Genomic DNA, 15,924 nt, shown 5'->3' with positions numbered 1-15,924 from the left:
CGAGCGCACATGACGGCCTAGCGCAGTGCCTGGCGCACCCCATCCAGCACGCCAATGTCACGCTGCGCGATGCGCTGCGCCTGGGCGGCCAGCACCGCGGGCAAGCTGGCCTGCTGGGCCAATGCCTGCCACGCGGCCTGTGCCTTGTCGCTGGCAGCGCTGTGCGGCAAGGCTTCGCCCCACTGCGCCGTACGGTGCAAGGCCACTTCGGCCAGCCGCTCGGTGCGGCGCAGTGCGGGTGTTGCCAAGATGGTGTCGCGGCGCCACTGCTGCAACTGCAGCATGGCCGTTTGCATGACCCGCAGCGACAGGCCCATGCGCGGCAGCTTGTCACGCTCGGGCAGCTGGGTTTTATCGGCCCAGCGCACCAGGCGTAACAGACGGTGGTGCAGCTGTGCCTGCCATTGGTTGCCGGTGTTGCCCGGCAGCACCGACCACAGAGAGGGCTTGCCTTCGTCCAGCAGGCGGTGCGCCAGCGCGGGCACCTCCTCGGTCATCATGCGGGCCAGCGTCTGCATGCGGCGCTGGGCATTGGTGGGGTAAATGCTGCGGTACATCAACCAGGCCAGTGCGGGGCCACACACCACAGCCAGTGCATAGCTCAGGTGCTGACCAAAATCGGCGGTATTGGGAAAGACGGGGGCCAACAAGATGAACATGGCCATGTTGGTGTCCATCGCACCTGCGGCCGTGCGTTTGTGGGCAAACACCAGGCCCGCAATCATGGCAAATGGCAGCACCATCCACACCATCTGCCAGCTGGACTGGGCCCACGGCCACACCAGCGTCTGGCACAGCAACGCCAAACAGGCGCCGATGATCTGGCCGCGCAGCACAAAGCCCATGGTGCGGCTGGGGCTCTCGAAGGCTGAGAACACCAGCAGCATGGTGGCCAGGCCCAGCATGGCAAAGCCGACGATGCTGGCCTCGGTCCAGGCCCAGACCACGCCCACCACCAGCAGTGTGCCGCCAGCGCGCACTGCGGCCTCTTTGGCGCCCACCCAGTCTCGGTGCAGCGGCAAGGGGTCCAGGCGGCGATCGGTCATGCCTGCGTGGCGGCCTCGGTTCAGGTCCAGCTCTTCGGCACGCAGGCCGCGGCGCATTTCCTGCAGCAGCAGGTACAAGGCGTTCAAGCCCGGCTGCACCTGTTTGCCTGCGGCCTGAATGTGGGCCACCGTATTTTCACAAGCGGTGATGGCCAGACGCAGCGCTTGGTGCAGCGCCACCGGGCTGTGGTGCGCTGAGGGCTCTGCGGCTTGCAGGGCTTGAATCAGTGCATCCAGCGCATCGGCCAACGCGGCCTGTTGCGCCCAGGGCTGGGTTTCGTCCAGGGCGGCAAAGGTCCAGATGGGCTCGGCACTGTGGGCCGCTGCCTGGGACTGCAGCTGGATCTGGCCCAGGTGGTAGACCAGCTCCAGCGCATAGTGCTGCTGCCAATGCATGGCCTTGGAGGTGTTGCGGGCGGTGCGTGAACCCTCGGGGTACAGCTCCAGCAGTTCCTCCACCTCCGCCAGTCGGCTCAGCAGCTGCGCGTAGTCTGGCCCCTGGGGCATCGGCTGCTTGCGCAGCTGGGCCGAAGTGGCCTGCAGCACGCCCGCCAGCGCATTGCGGCTTTGTGCCACCAGCACGGCCGTCTTGCGCCGTGGCGCAAAACACCAGGAAATGCACAGCGCAGCCAGCACCCCGGTAATCACGGTGAACATGCGGTCCCAAGCAAAGGGCCAGATGGTGGCAGCCGGGCCGTGGTGCAACAGCACCACCATGGCCGCCGAGTAACCGGCCAACATGCAACCATAGACCATATAGCCCCGCTGCAAATTACCCAGAAAGGCGCAAATGGCGCCCCACAGCGCCAGGCCAATGGCCAGCACCCACAGCGAATCCTGCACCACCAGCACCAGGGCCACGGCATAGATCACACCAACCACTGAGCCGCCGAAGCGGTAAATACTGCGTGAGAGCAAATGCTCACGCATGGGCTGGCTGCAGGCCCAGGCCGACATGGCCGCCCAGTGCGGGTGCTCCAAGCCAATGGCCTTGGCGATGGCCAGCGCCGCAAAAGCGGCCAGCGCCGTGCGCAGGGCAAAGGCCAGCATGGGCACGTGAAAACCCAGTGCCTTGCCAGCACGCTGCCACCAGACAACGGATGAGGAAACTGCGGAATTCATGCGCTGGCCTTGTCTTGTGCCTGGATCGAAATCAGTCGCTCATGCAGCTGCTGCATGCCCTGGCGCAGCGCCTCCACGGTGGACGCATCCATGCCTTCGAGCAACTGACTCTCCACCTGGTGCAGTTTGGCGCGCACATCGGCCACCACATGTAGGCCTTCGTCGGTCAAGCTCAGCGATTTGCTGCGGCGATCGTGCACATCGGTGGCACGCACCGCCCAGCCGCGCTGCTCGAGCAGATCTACCACCCGCACGAGGGTGGAGCTGTCCAGCCCCACGCGCTGCGCTAACTGCTTGAGCGTCAATGGCCCAGCTGCAGCATGCAGGTGAAACAGCGGCACCCAGGTGGCATCCGTCAGGCCCAGCCCGGCCAGCTGCAGCTCCAGCACCTGGCGCCAGCTGCGGCTCACCCCCATCAGCAGATGGCCAAAGAAAGGGGTTGGCGCCGCACCGGGAGCGCTCAAAAAAGGCTGCGCAGAGGCAGCCGTCGGGGGCATGGGAGCATTCATTATTCTTTGATGATTCAAATAGTTTGTAATTCAAATCATTTTAAAACCAGCACCGCTATTCGCACCTGCGGCCCTGCCAATGCCCACAAGGCAGATGCACGCATGCACGGCTTGTAGTTTTTCATAGCGCACAGCGCTTGCAAACATTGGGCTAATACCCTATTTTCACCTAAACACTTCACACCCCAGCCCCTGCCGCAAACCGCCCGTTTTTTGACTACTGCCTTCACAGTCACCGCCAGTCACGCACCAGCCTGCACAATCGGGTCTCCTTCGTCAGCGATTGCACCCCGCCATGCTTCACCCTCTCTCGCAGGCCACTTTGGCCGAAGACCAGTTTGCCGATCTGCCCAATGGCTTGCGCATGTGCTACCGCAGCTATGGCCAGCCTGAGCACCCGGCCATCGTGCTGATTGCCGGACTGGGGCTGCAACTGGTGTCCTGGCCCATGGTGTTGATTGAAGGGCTGGTGCAGGCAGGTTTTTATGTCATTACCCCGGACAACCGTGACATAGGCCGCTCCAGCCATATGACGCAGTTGCCGCCGCCGCGTTGGCGTTTGCTGCTGCGCTGGGTGCCGCCTGGGCACTACGGCATCGAAGACATGGCTGACGACGTGGCCCAGTTGCTGGATGCCCTGGGCATTGCACAGGCGCACGTGCTGGGTATGTCCATGGGCGGCATGATTGCGCAGAACCTGGCGGCGCAGTGGCCGGACAAGGTGCGCTCGCTCACCTCCATTTTTTCCACCACCGGCAATCCGCGCGTGGGGCAAGCTGCGGGCTCTACCTTGCTGCGCATGCTGCTCAGCCGCCCGGCGACCACCGTGGAGGCCGCACAGGACAACTATGTGCGCATGATGCGCCACATCGGCAACCCCAAGGTGCCGGGTATTGAAGCGGTGTGGCGCCAGTACATGGTCCAAGCCTGGCAGCGCACCACGCCCGAGCAGGCCCGGCAAGGCTATGAGCGACAGATCACCGCCATCGTGCGCTCGGGCGACCGCAGTGCAGACCTCTACCAGATCCAAACGCCTACGCTGGTGATCCACGGGGACAAAGACCGCATCGTGCACCCCAGCGGTGGTGCCACCACAGCGCGCTCCATCGCAGGAGCCCAGCTGCGCACTGTGGTGGGCATGCGCCACCAGATCGACACCTTGGTCACGCCCGAGTTGCTGCGGCTGATCGTGCCGCACCTGCGCCAGGCCGAGTTGGCCCGCGCACAGACTGCCGGCAGCGCCCCGGCTTAACGCAGCCCCTGCTGCGCAGGGGGGCCACAACGAGTGAGAAGTGGCGAGTGCGGGGCCTAGCGCATGGCGCGGCGCACCCAGGCGCTGGCTTGGTCCACGGCAATGGACAGCAGCAGCATGGCGATGATCACCGTACTGGCCTCGGCATAGTGAAACAGTGAGAGCTTGAAGTACAGCAACTGCCCCAGCCCGCCCGCACCCACAAAGCCCAGAATGGCCGCCATGCGGATATTCATCTCCCAGCGGTACAGCGTATAGGCCAGCAGCTGCGGGGCCGCGCCAGGCAAGGTTCCGTAGCAAAAAGCCAGCATGCGGGAGCTGCCCGCGCGGCGCAGCGCCTGGGCGGGGGCTTTGGGCGCGTTCTCCAGCGCCTCAGCATACAGACGGCCCAGCACGCCTGCCGTGTGCAGTGCCAGCGCCAGCGCACCGGCAAACGGCCCCAAGCCCACGGCCAGCGCGGTGATGGTGGCCCATACCAGCTCTGGCACCGAGCGCAACACGTTCAGCAGCACATTCCAGGGGGCGCGAAAGCTCGGCAAGGCCAAGACCATGCCTGCCACCGCAGCCAGCAGGGTGCCGATCACCGAAATCGCCAGCGTCTCACCAATGCCCACCAGCACCGTCCACAGCCATGCAGCGCTGGTATCGGGCGGGAAAAAGCCGGTGATGAAGTCGCCCATGGCCGAGGCCGCTTCACCCGTGAACAGCGCCCACAGGTCCATGTCCAGCAACTGCCAGCTGGCCACCACGCCCGCCAGCAGGGCGACACACACGAGTGCGCTGCGCCAGCCCCATGCGCTGGTGCGCGCGGCGGGCGGCACATCCAGCGCGCGGCGCAGCCAGTTGGACAGCGCATCGGCCAGCAGCACCAGCACCATGAACACCAACAAGATGGAGCAAGCTTCACCGCCGTTGAGCATTTTCATGGCCTGGTCCATCAACTGGCCCAGCCCACCCGCACCCACAAACCCCATCACCACCGAGGCGCGAATAGCGCACTCCCAGCGATAGACGGTATAGGACACCAGCTCCTTCGAAGCCAGCGGCAGCAAGCCATAGAGCATGGCAATGGCCCGTGGGCTGCCCGTGCGCAGCAAGGCGCGTGCAGGCGCACCGTCCTCGCTTTCCAGAATTTCGGCGTAGACCTTGCCCAGCATGCCGCCATAGGTCAGCCCCAGGGCCAACACCCCGGCGGCAGGCCCCAGGCCAAACACGCGCACAAACACCAGGGCCCAGACCAGCTCAGGCACACCCCGCAAAATGGTCAGCACCACCCGTGCGACAGGGTTTTGGCTGGCGCGTTCGCGCACCGCGCTGGTGGCCAGGTACGACAAAGGCACGGCCAGCACAAAGGCCAGCAGCAGGCCCATGGTGGCGATGGCCAGCGTCTCCAGCGTGGCTTGCCAGAGGTAGCCGCCAAACTCGGCGCTGGTCTCGGGCGGCAGAAAACCGGCCAGAAAGCCACCGATCACATGCAGGTTCTCGGCATCCCACAAGGCCCCGGGCTGCACGCCCGCACCTTGCCACAGCGGCCACAGCACCACCAGGGCAATCACCAGCGCCCACAAACGGCGCGGCCCTGCCGGGTCACGCAAGGTGCGGTGTTCGATATCCGTCACGGCGCTGGCCATCAGCAGCACCCGTGGGTTGGTAGCGCCTGCGCATCGGCAGGCGCACCGCTCAGCGCTTGCTGCGCAGCACTGCCTGTTGCAGCCGAGGCGTACAGCGCTTGCAACTGGGCATCGGTCACGGCGCTGGAAGGTGCATCAAAAGCGATGCGTCCATCGCGAATACCAATCAGGCGGTCAAAGCAGCTGCGTGCCAGCTCTACCGCGTGCAGGCTGGCCACCAGCGTGGCGTTGCGCGCCTTGGCTTCACGCACCAGCAGTTGCACCGTCTCCAGCGCCAAGGTGGGGTCAAGGGCAGAAACTGGCTCGTCCGCCAAAATCAGTTGTGCTTCCTGGTAGAGCACGCGGGCAATGCCAACACGCTGCAGCTGGCCGCCAGAGAGCTGGTCGCAGCGCACAAACAGTTTGTCGGCCAGGTGCACTCGCTCCAGGGCCTGGCGTGCACCCGCCATGTCTTGCGGGTAGACCAGCGAAGCCAGCGCCTTCCATGCAGGCCACTGCCCCAGCTTGCCTGCCAGTACGGCGGTCACCACGCGCTGGCGCGCCGGAATGGGCGCCGCCTGGTGCACGGTGCCAATGCGCGCGCGCAGCTGGCGCAAGGCCTGTGCGCGGCTGCCGGGCTGTTGGCCCAGCACGGTCAGGCTGCCCGATGTCGGGGTGTAGGCCGTGCCAATGGTGTTGAGCAGCGTGGTTTTGCCCGCGCCCGAGGGGCCGATCAAGGCAATGCTCTCGCCTTGCTGCGCCTGCAGCGTGATGCCCGACAGCGCCACGAAACCGTTGGCATGGGTCAGGCCCAGGCCTTGCAGAGAAAAGCTCATAAAGATGCTCCGCTAACCATAGCTGTTAGCGCTTGATGCCATTGCGCAAAAAGGCAATTTGGCACCGAATATCAAAACTGCACCCCACCGCCGCTTGCACGGCGGGCGGGCGCAGTACCGCCGCGCTGCACGGGGCAGCGCAGCAGCAGCCGGGCTTACTTCAGCAGGCCCGCAGCCTTGGCGGCTTCTTCAATGCCCACGTAGTTCTCGGGCTTGGAAGCGATGAACTTGGAGGCGCGCTGCAAGTCCATGATGGCCTTGTGCTCAGGCTTGGAGGCATCGAGCTTCAGGAAAGCATCGGTCAGCTTTTGTGTGATGGCGGGGTCCAGGTCGCCGCGCACTGTCCAGTTGTAGTCGAAGTACTCAGGCGTGGTGTAGAACACACGCACCTTGGCAGGGTCGACCTTCTTGGTCTCGACCAGCTTGTCCCACACGGAGGTGTTCAGCACACCGGCATCGGCCTTACCAGCGGCCACAAAGGCCACGGTGGCGTCGTGCGCGCCAGAGTACGCCACGTTCTTGAAGTCTTTTTCTGGGTTGATGCCGGCTTGCTGGATGAAGTAGCGGGGCATCAGCGAACCCGAGGTGGACGAGGGAGCGCCAAAGGCAAACGTCTTGCCCTTCAGGTCTTCCAGCGACTTGATGGCTGGATCGGCCGTGACAAAGCGCGAGGTGAACACCGCATCTTCTGCGCGCTGCACGATGGGGTTGGCTGTGCCCTTGGTGCGAATCTTGGCTTGCACATAGGTAAAGCCGCCCAGCCAGGCCATGTCCAGCTTGCCGGTGGCCAGCGATTCGACCACGGCGGCGTAGTCGCTCACGGGGGTGAACACGACTTTCATGCCGGTTTCTTTGGACAGGTACTCGCCCAGGGGCTTGAACTTGCGCTGCAGCTCGGTGGGGGCTTCGTCCGGAATGGCCGAAACGCGCAGCACCTTGTCAGCTGCCGAAGCGGGGAACGCTGCCAGTGTGGAAGTGGCGGCCACGGCGAGCAACGCCTGCTTGATCGCCAAGCGGCGTGCAAAAGATGTAGTCATGAAGTTTCCGATTCAAAAATCCACCGCCGGACGGAGCACTCGGCAGCTTAATTAACAGCCCCCACGGGGCATGGGATAAGGGCGGTACGACTGACCGCTGGGCTGGCATTCTCGCACTCGCGCCACCCGCCAGCGCAGCCTGCGGGCCATTAACCACAGGGGCATGCCCTGCAATGCGCCACTTCTCTGGCACATTGCGCGCTATGTATTAAGAAGCTGATGGCGCGCAGCAAGCCTTGCACGCACACGCAAATCAACAATGAACGCTTACCATACCTTCGCAATTAGCTCTTATTTTTAAAGCACTGTGCATACGTTCCTGCACCTTGCCACCGCGCCGCCTGGGGAAGCCCCGCACACCGATTGCGCCTTTGGCCTACGTACCCCGGCGTGCAAGCCGCGTAGCTTGAATGCATGGGGCTACCCCATTTGCCAGAAAGGAGCACGCGATGTTCGACAACGCCACCCTCCACGACGTACTGCACGCGGTGCTGTACTACGGCAGCCCCTTGCTGCTGCTGGCCGGCATTGCAGGCTTTGCCACCAGCATGGCCATGTGGGTCATCCGCCGCTAGGCAGCGCCCTCCCCACACACGCCGCCGCCACGCCTTCGCTGTTGGCGAGTTGTGCATTGGCACAAAAAGCACCGCAGCCGCCATGCGCGCCGCTACACTTCGCACTGGCTTGCATTCCCGAAGGAATGGCAAGCCTTTTGTCCCTTTGCAGCCAGCACGTCCATGTCCACTGTTTTCAACTTCACCTTTGTTCCCTGGTTCCGGTCCGTGGCCCCTTACATCCACAAGTTCCGACACCAAACCTTTGTGGTGGGCATCACGGGCGAGGCCATCGCCGCCGGCAAGCTGCAAGGCATCGTGCAGGACCTGGCACTGATTCAAGCCATGGGCGTGAAGATTGTGCTGGTGCACGGTTTTCGCCCCCAAGTGAACGAGCAACTGCGCCTCAAAGGCCAAGAGCCCGCGTACTACAACGGCGTGCGCATCACCGACAGCGTGGCCCTGGACTGCGCCCAGGAAGCTGCAGGCCAGCTGCGTTATGAAATTGAAGCCGCCTTCAGCCAAGGCCTGCCCAACACTCCCATGGCCGGTGCACGTGTGCGCGTGATGTCAGGCAACTTTTTGACAGCCCGCCCCGTGGGCATCGTCAACGGCGTGGATTTCATGCACTCCGGCCTGGTGCGCAAGGTTGATGTCGATGGCATTCAGCGCGCCCTGAACTCCGAGGCCATGGTGCTGCTGTCGCCGTTTGGCTTCTCGCCCACCGGCGAGGCCTTCAACCTGAGCATGGAAGAAGTAGCCACCCGCGTGGCCAGCGAACTGAAGGCCGACAAGCTCATCTTCCTGACCGAAGTGCCCGGCGTGCGCACCCGCCCGCAAGAGCCCGAAGGCGAAGACAATCCCATCGACACCGAGCTGCCCCTGGCCCAGGCGCGCAAGCTGCTGGCCCAGCTGCCACCGCCGCAAGAGCCCACCGACACCGGCTTTTACCTGCAGCACTGCGTGCGTGCCTGCGAGCATGGCGTGGAGCGCAGCCACATCCTGCCGTTTGCCGTCGATGGCGCACTGCTGCTGGAAATTTATGTGCACGACGGCATTGGCACCATGGTGATCGACGAAAAGCTCGAAGAGCTGCGCGAGGCCACGATTGACGATGTCGGCGGCATCATCCAGCTGATTGAGCCGTTTGAAAACGACGGCACCCTAGTCAAGCGCGACCGCACCGAAATCGAACGCGACATTCACAGCTACACCGTGATTGAGCACGATGGGGTGATTTTCGGCTGCGCCGCCCTGCACCCCTACCCTGAAGCCCGAACCGGCGAAATGGCTGCCGTGACCGTCTCGCCCAAAGCACAGGGCACAGGCGATGGTGAAAAACTGCTCAAACGCATTGAGCAGCGCGCGCGCGACCAGGGCTTGAGCAGCCTGTTCGTGCTAACCACGCGCACCATGCACTGGTTCATCAAGCGCGGTTTCCAGCCCGTCAGCCCCGAATGGCTGCCCGAGGCCCGCAAAGCCAAATACAACTGGGACCGCAAGAGCCAGGTGCTGGTCAAGCACCTCTGATTCGGCCAGGTCTGCGGCGCGCTGCTTCTAACGCATGCAGGCTGCCACTGCAAACCTTTGCCCCACTGCGTTGCAATTCATCACACAGACGGGTCATTTTTTTTGACCCGTTTTTCACGAATGAATTCAATGGATTGGACAGCCCGCAAAAAGGCTATCGCTATCCTTTTTGATGGTTTTGCAAGGTTAAAATGCAGACCTCGCGCAAGCCCTGAGGCTGCGCCACCCCCTCCTACACTAGACTGTCCACTGTAGCGCTATGACCTTGTGATAAACACTACCTATTGTGTTTAGAGCCACAAAAAAGGCTAAATTTAGGGGACACTAGGGCCTTCGCCCTGGCGCATTGGAGGGATCCACAGGGCAATCAAACTGCATTTTCCGGGCGCTCACACGAACACCCGGCTCCCGATATTTGTAACGTGCTTGTGCATGCGTCTTGCTTGTACTTGCACGACCATTTTTTCTCACACTTCATCTCACAAAGACGCAATGACTTCTTTGAACACTCAACCGATCAGCCAGGATGTCTTGGCTGAAAAATACCTGGCCGCCGGCGAACAAACCGCTGAAGATCTGTTCCGCCGCGTCTCCAGCGCTCTGGCCGACCAGGAAAAGCCAGAGCTGCGCGCCGAGTGGGCAGAGAAGTTTTTCCAGAACATGCAAGCCGGCGCCATTGGCGCGGGCCGCATCATGGCAGCCGCTGGCCTGGACACCAAGGCCACGCTGATCAACTGCTTTGTGCAACCCGTGGCCGACGCCACCAACGGGTTTGATGAAAACGGCAACCCTGGCATCTATACCGCCCTGTCGCAAGCCGCTGAAACCATGCGCCGCGGCGGTGGTGTGGGCTATGACTTCTCCAACCTGCGCCCCAAGGGCGCCAAGGTCAAGGGCACCAACTCCTACGCTTCCGGCCCCTGCTCGTTCATCGACGTGTTTGATGCATCGTGCACCACCGTGGAGTCAGCGGGCGCCCGTCGTGGTGCACAGATGGGCGTCATGCGCATCGACCACCCCGATGTGCTTGACTTCATCACCGCCAAGCGCCAAAAAGGCCGCTGGAACAACTTCAACGTCTCCGTGGGCGTGACCAGCGACTTCATGCAAGCCGTGGAAGCCGATGGCAGCTGGGAGTTGGTGCACGTAGCTACCCCTTCCGATGTGCAACTGGACGGCGGCGCCTTCCAGCGCGCTGATGGCAAATGGGTGTACCGCACCACCACCGCGCGTGAGCTGTGGAATGCCATCATGAAGTCGGCCTACGACTTCGCAGAACCCGGTATCTTGTTCATTGACAACATCAATACCGACAACAACCTGTACTACGCAGAAACCATTGCCGCCACCAACCCCTGCGGCGAGCAGCCTCTACCTCCCTACGGTTGCTGCGACCTGGGCCCCATCATCCTGACCAAGTTTGTGCGCAACCCCTTTGCGGCCGATGCCCACTTTGATGCGGATGCCTTCCGTGCCGCCGTGGCCATCCAAGTGCGCATGCTGGACAACGTGCTGGACGCCACCGTCTGGCCCCTGCCCGAGCAGCACAAGGAATCGCAGCAAAAGCGCCGCATTGGCGTGGGCTTTACCGGCCTGGGCGACGCCCTGATCATGCTGGGTCTGAAGTACAGCAGCGAAGCCGGAGTGGCACAGGGCGAAGAAATTGCCCGCCACATGCGCGACGCCGCCTACCTGGCCTCGGTCGAGCTGGCCAAGGAAAAGGGTGCCTTCCCGCTGTTTGATGCAGACAAGTACCTGCAAAGCGGCTTCACCCAGCGCCTGCCCGAGTCGGTGCGCGCTGAAATCCGCAAGCACGGCATTCGCAACAGCCACCTGCTGTCGATTGCCCCCACAGGCACCGTGTCGCTGGCTTTCGCGGACAACGCCTCCAACGGCATCGAGCCACCTTTCTCGTGGACCTACAACCGCAAAAAGCGCACCGCCGACGGTGGCAACGCCTACTACACGGTGGAAGACCACGCCTACCGCCTGTTCAAGGCCATGCACGGTGAAGATGCCGCGCTGCCTGACTACTTCGTCAGCGCCCTGGAGATGACCGCCGCCGAGCACGTGGCCATGATGCGTGTGGTGCAGCCTTACATCGACACCGCCATCTCCAAGACGGTGAACATCCCTGCCGACTATCCATTTGAGGACTTCAAGAACCTCTACATGGAAAGCTGGAAAGCTGGCCTCAAGGGCTGCGCCACCTACCGCCCCAACGACACCCTGGGTGCCGTGCTGTCGGTAGATGCCCCCAAGCCGGCCGAAGCACCCAAGCCCACCACCAGCCACAACAGCAGCATTGCCACCGCAGTGGAGCGCCGCCCTGAAGGCCCGCTGAACGCTGTGGTCGACAAGATTGAGTACTTCACGCACGACGGTGCACGCCGCCTGTACCTGGTGGTGAGCTTCATGAACGTGGACGGTGTGGAGCGCCCCATCGAGTTCTTCATGCCCGTGGGCCAGACCGGCGAAAGCCAGCAATGGATCACCGCCACTATGCGTTCGCTGTCATTGGCAGCGCGCGGCGGCTTCCTGGAAAAAGCCCTGGAAGACCTGCGCAAAGTTGCGTGGGACCGCGGCCCCATCCGCTACGGCTGGATGGACAAGGAAGACGGCACTCGCATCCCCCTGTGGCACGACAGCGAAGTGGCCCTGCTGGCCTACGCCATCCAGGCCATCATCGCCAACCGTGGCGAAGCACAACCTGCCCCCGCCACATCGGCAGCCCCAGCACCTGCACCCGTAAGCAGCCAGACCATGAGCGGCAAAAAGTGCCCTGACTGCGGCGCCCATGCCGTGATCAAGAAAGACGGTTGCTCCTTCTGCACCTCTTGCGGCCATATCGGCGCTTGCGGCTGATCCTGCCTACGCTGACAGCTATCAAAAGCTGAGCAGCCATAAAAAAGCCAGCGCGCCATAAGCCGCTGGCTTTTTTTATGGGATCTGCGCCATGCTGATGGTGCGTGCTGTCCTCAATGCATGCTGGGCGACCGAGTCATGCATTCGCGCCGGCCATCGCCCGCTCTGGCTTTCAGCGCAGCCAGCAACAGACTGTTGCTGGCCACAGCCCTCACACCACTAACTCAATATGCTTCCACAAGAATTAGCGGAGCACCAACGACAAAAGGACTAGATCTTTCGATCTAGTCCTTCAATCTTTTGGTCGGAGCGGCGGGATTCGAACTCGCGACCCTCTGCTCCCAAAGCAGATGCGCTACCAGGCTGCGCTACGCTCCGAACAGGACGTAGTATAACCGATTTTTGCTATCAAAAATTGATAGTCGCAGCTTAAGCACTCTCGCATGCACCATGCGCACTCACCCGCGAGTGCCGCGCAGCACCACCATTGCACGTACCAGCCACACTGCAGCAGAAAAATACTTTTTTGAGAGCAGGCTGCGCTTACCTGCAAAGGGCTTGCACCACATTTGACCGTCAACACCCCAATGCCCAGGGTCAACGGTTGCGATGCATCTGCCACTTGAAGCGGCCTTCAATGGCCACATCAGTACAGGCCGTATTTATTTAAAACATACAAGGCAGCAAGCATGCCAATCACAGCGAGGATGGTCATTGTCCGGCTCATGGAAACACCTCCTTCAAGTGCCAGTCCATCGTAGCACTCACGCCAACCACCCACTACAGCGCCCACGCAGAGCACCACGGCTGACACCCAAAGCAGATCCCCCTTACGCCAATCCAAGCGCAGCCCAGGAACAATCCATCTCCCCCGCACAAGCTGTTGTGCACTTTCCTTTGCACACGTTTTTGCCTGCATGCAACAGGGCATGCGGAGCGGACGCCCCAGGAGAACCGCATGAGACATTACACATCCCTCACACTGGCCGTCGCGGCGGCGGCAGCACTCACCGCCTGCCACACCGCACCAAGCAACCCCAGCACCACATCACCGGGGACTGTGCTCAATGGCAGGCTGGTGGGCCCCAACCAGATGACGTTGTATGTATTTGACCGCGATATGAGCGGCAGCGGCAAGAGCATGTGCCACGGAAGTTGCGCCACCAACTGGCCACCTCTGACGGCCCCTGCCAGCGCACGCCCCATCGGGCACTGGAGCGTGGTGATGCGCGACGATGGCGCCAAGCAATGGGCCTATCAGGGCAAACCGCTGTATTACTGGGCCAAGGATGGCAAACCGGGTGATGCTACCGGCGACGGCATGGGCAACGCATGGCATGTAGCCAAACCGTAAGCCGCAAAAATACCCAACACTCAGCAGCGCTCGACTCAATTATTATTTTTGTGAGCAATCAGCACCCTCCCCCCCCCCAAGGGCTAACTGCATTTTTTTGCGCCAATGAGACAGCATCTCGCACCAGCAAAAATTGGAAGCGCACAACGAGAAAAGGACTAGATCTTTCGATCTAGTCCTTCAATCTTTTGGTCGGAGCGGCGGGATTCGAACTCGCGACCCTCTGCTCCCAAAGCAGATGCGCTACCAGGCTGCGCTACGCTCCGACAAGACTCAAATTATAAGCAGAAATTTCAAGCTACTTTGCAAAACTCAAAAAAAACTGCAATTTGTTTTAACGCGAGCTGGGTGCAGGGCCGCGGTTAGGCAGGTGACGGAAGGTGATACGGCCCTTGGTCAAGTCGTAAGGCGACATTTCCAAAGACACCTTGTCACCCGCCAAGATACGGATGTGGTGCTTGCGCATCTTGCCGCCGGTGTATGCAATCAGCTGGTGACCGTTTTCCAGCGTCACGCGAAAACGCGAGTCTGGCAACACTTCGGTCACGGAGCCTTGCATTTCAATCAGTTCTTCTTTTGCCATGTTCAATCAACTCTCAAGGGTAGGTATCTGTTTGCGGCGCCTTTGCTTCAAACCCATGCCATGGCCTGTACGGCAAGACATGTGTCGTAGTGCACGACGGAGAAAGGTTGCGCACGGCGCAAACCGAACAGAGGGCCTCAACGGAAAAATGCAGCGCAGTCAGCTACAAAAATAACCATTGATTGTAGCCGCTAAGCCCAATTTCCTTCAGCAACCAGGAAACATGCCCGGCATGCGGCGCCAAATTAAAGGGCCGCCTTCTGGTTTTGACGCCTCGGCACAACAAGCCCCAAGGCTTTCAGCGCTGTGTCGGCACACTGATCGCCGCACTGAGTGCACGGATCAAATCCGTTTGCGTCACGATGCCCACCAACTTACGCTGCGCATCCACCACCGGCAAGTGGTGGCACCCCCCTGCCGAAAACAGTGGCACCAAATCCACCAGCAGGCAGTTGGCCTGCACCACCTGGGTATCCGTCTCCATCAGTGCTTCGACCTTGGCTTTATGCGCCCCTCGCCCGGTCACCAGATGGCGCAAACGCTGCACCACCCCTTCAGGCGCATCCAGTGTGGCCTGGCGCACAAAGTCCGCAATACTCACCATGCCCAGCACCACCCCTTGCGCATCCACCACCGGCAGCGCTTTCACCCGCTCCTGCCGCATCAACGCCCAAGCCTCTTTTTGCGGCACCCCAGGCTCTACAGCAAACACTGGCTGCGACATGATGTCGACACACCGCAAATTGCCAAAATTGCGGTTGAAGGCAGAGCGCCCAGCGATATGCAGCAAACCCTCCAGATCGGCACGGCTGACGTCCAGCACCCGGTTGTAGTGCTGCAGCGCCGCATCCAGATCCTCTGCCGCAAATGCCCCGCCCCCCTCGGTGCTGAAGCCGCGCCGCAGACTGTGCTGGGGATGGGGGTAGCGCGCACCGGTGATGGTGTTGTAGGCCACAGCACACAGCAGCAGCACCGCCACATTAAACAGCACAGGGAAAGCCACCAGGGTCACGCCATTGATGTGCTCCAGCACCACATATGCAGCAAAGCCTGCACCAGGCGGATGCATGCAGCGCAGCGGCACCATCAGCATTACCGAGAGCCCAACGGCTACCGCACAAGCCACAGCGGTATCCGCAATCAGGGCCTGCACCGCAGCACCCACCAGCGCCGACAACACCGTCCCCACCAGCACTGGCCACGGCTGCGCCATGGGGCTGGCCGGCATACCAAACAGCAAGACTGCACTGGCCCCCAGTGAAGAAACCATCCACATGCTGGCTGCACCACCAGCCCACCACCGCGATAGCACGCCAGTAATCAGCAAACCGATGGCAATCCCCAGCGACATGCGAAAGGCTTCCGCATAACCAATGCGCACCGAAGCAGGAAGAAAATTACGCAACCACAAGCCCCAGCGACTGAGCTGCGCCCGGCTGGCGTCCAGCGTGCTGGTTGAAGAATGTTTAAAAGGATCCACCGTAAGTACCTAGAGCATTCACGCAGGCCATGCGCGGATTACAACGAAGACATGGCTTGGCATTTTGCCGCTCATCAGATCAAGTCGGTGTCACACCTAGGCATAGCCTTCGGCGCTACCGATAGAATCCCCACCTTTGTCTCTCA

At 61.8% G+C, this 15,924-nt stretch carries 12 protein-coding genes and 2 tRNA genes; 5 read left to right on the top strand and 9 right to left on the bottom strand.

Annotated features, from left to right (window positions below):
- Positions 1–17 precede the first annotated feature (17 nt).
- Both AC27VO_RS15100 and AC27VO_RS15095 read right to left on the bottom strand, forming a co-directional pair.
- Entirely contained in the window at positions 18–2,168 is a 2,151-nt protein-coding gene (locus AC27VO_RS15100) for an FUSC family protein (protein ID WP_488667539.1), read from the bottom strand.
- The gene (locus tag AC27VO_RS15095) at positions 2,165–2,665 is read right to left on the bottom strand and encodes a MarR family winged helix-turn-helix transcriptional regulator (RefSeq protein ID WP_488667538.1); all 501 of its coding nucleotides are present in this window, start codon (positions 2,663–2,665) and stop codon (positions 2,165–2,167) included. The genes AC27VO_RS15100 and AC27VO_RS15095 overlap by 4 nt, the downstream gene beginning before the upstream one ends.
- A 307-nt stretch (positions 2,666–2,972) precedes the next feature.
- Between AC27VO_RS15095 and AC27VO_RS15090 the strand changes: the two genes are divergently transcribed.
- A complete protein-coding gene (locus AC27VO_RS15090; RefSeq protein ID WP_488667537.1) occupies positions 2,973–3,929 on the top strand; it encodes an alpha/beta fold hydrolase in 957 nt (318 codons plus the stop codon).
- A gap of 56 nt (positions 3,930–3,985) precedes the next feature.
- Here AC27VO_RS15090 and AC27VO_RS15085 read toward each other — a convergent pair whose 3' ends face one another.
- From AC27VO_RS15085 to AC27VO_RS15075, 3 genes are all read right to left on the bottom strand, one after another.
- Entirely contained in the window at positions 3,986–5,560 is a 1,575-nt protein-coding gene (locus AC27VO_RS15085; RefSeq protein ID WP_488667536.1) for a PhnE/PtxC family ABC transporter permease, read from the bottom strand.
- Entirely contained in the window at positions 5,560–6,375 is an 816-nt protein-coding gene (locus AC27VO_RS15080; RefSeq protein WP_488667535.1) for a phosphonate ABC transporter ATP-binding protein, read from the bottom strand. The genes AC27VO_RS15085 and AC27VO_RS15080 overlap by 1 nt, the downstream gene beginning before the upstream one ends.
- 155 nt (positions 6,376–6,530) lie before the next feature.
- Entirely contained in the window at positions 6,531–7,412 is an 882-nt protein-coding gene (locus tag AC27VO_RS15075; RefSeq protein ID WP_488667534.1) for a putative selenate ABC transporter substrate-binding protein, read from the bottom strand.
- Between the two features lie 449 nt (positions 7,413–7,861).
- Here AC27VO_RS15075 and AC27VO_RS15070 point away from each other — a divergent pair, with 449 nt between their 5' ends.
- The 3 genes from AC27VO_RS15070 to AC27VO_RS15060 all read left to right on the top strand — a co-directional run bounded on the left by AC27VO_RS15070 (position 7,862) and on the right by AC27VO_RS15060 (position 12,361).
- A complete protein-coding gene (locus tag AC27VO_RS15070) occupies positions 7,862–7,987 on the top strand; it encodes a hypothetical protein (protein WP_488667533.1) in 126 nt (41 codons plus the stop codon).
- A gap of 162 nt (positions 7,988–8,149) precedes the next feature.
- On the top strand, positions 8,150–9,496 hold the full coding sequence (argA, locus tag AC27VO_RS15065) for an amino-acid N-acetyltransferase (protein WP_488667532.1): 1,347 nt from the start codon (positions 8,150–8,152) through the stop codon (positions 9,494–9,496).
- 492 nt (positions 9,497–9,988) lie between these two features.
- A complete protein-coding gene (locus AC27VO_RS15060) occupies positions 9,989–12,361 on the top strand; it encodes an adenosylcobalamin-dependent ribonucleoside-diphosphate reductase (RefSeq protein WP_488667531.1) in 2,373 nt (790 codons plus the stop codon).
- 301 nt (positions 12,362–12,662) lie between these two features.
- Here the strand turns inward: AC27VO_RS15060 and AC27VO_RS15055 are convergent.
- Positions 12,663–12,739: transfer RNA gene (locus AC27VO_RS15055), tRNA-Pro, on the bottom strand.
- A 580-nt stretch (positions 12,740–13,319) separates the two neighbouring features.
- Here AC27VO_RS15055 and AC27VO_RS15050 point away from each other — a divergent pair.
- Positions 13,320–13,715, top strand: a complete 396-nt coding sequence (locus tag AC27VO_RS15050) for a COG4315 family predicted lipoprotein (protein WP_488667530.1) — start codon at positions 13,320–13,322, stop codon at positions 13,713–13,715.
- Positions 13,716–13,904: 189 nt separating this feature from the next.
- Here AC27VO_RS15050 and AC27VO_RS15045 read toward each other — a convergent pair.
- The 3 genes from AC27VO_RS15045 to AC27VO_RS15035 form a co-directional block, all read right to left on the bottom strand.
- A tRNA-Pro gene (locus AC27VO_RS15045) sits at positions 13,905–13,981 on the bottom strand.
- 68 nt (positions 13,982–14,049) lie between these two features.
- Entirely contained in the window at positions 14,050–14,298 is a 249-nt protein-coding gene (infA, locus tag AC27VO_RS15040) for a translation initiation factor IF-1 (RefSeq protein ID WP_488667529.1), read from the bottom strand.
- 298 nt (positions 14,299–14,596) lie between these two features.
- Entirely contained in the window at positions 14,597–15,778 is a 1,182-nt protein-coding gene (locus AC27VO_RS15035) for an HPP family protein (protein WP_488667528.1), read from the bottom strand.
- Positions 15,779–15,924 lie beyond the last annotated feature (146 nt).

It is taken from the genome of Comamonas sp. 14P8.1.4 (genome assembly GCF_057799285.1).
This window is presented reverse-complemented; position numbering and strand designations above follow the sequence as displayed.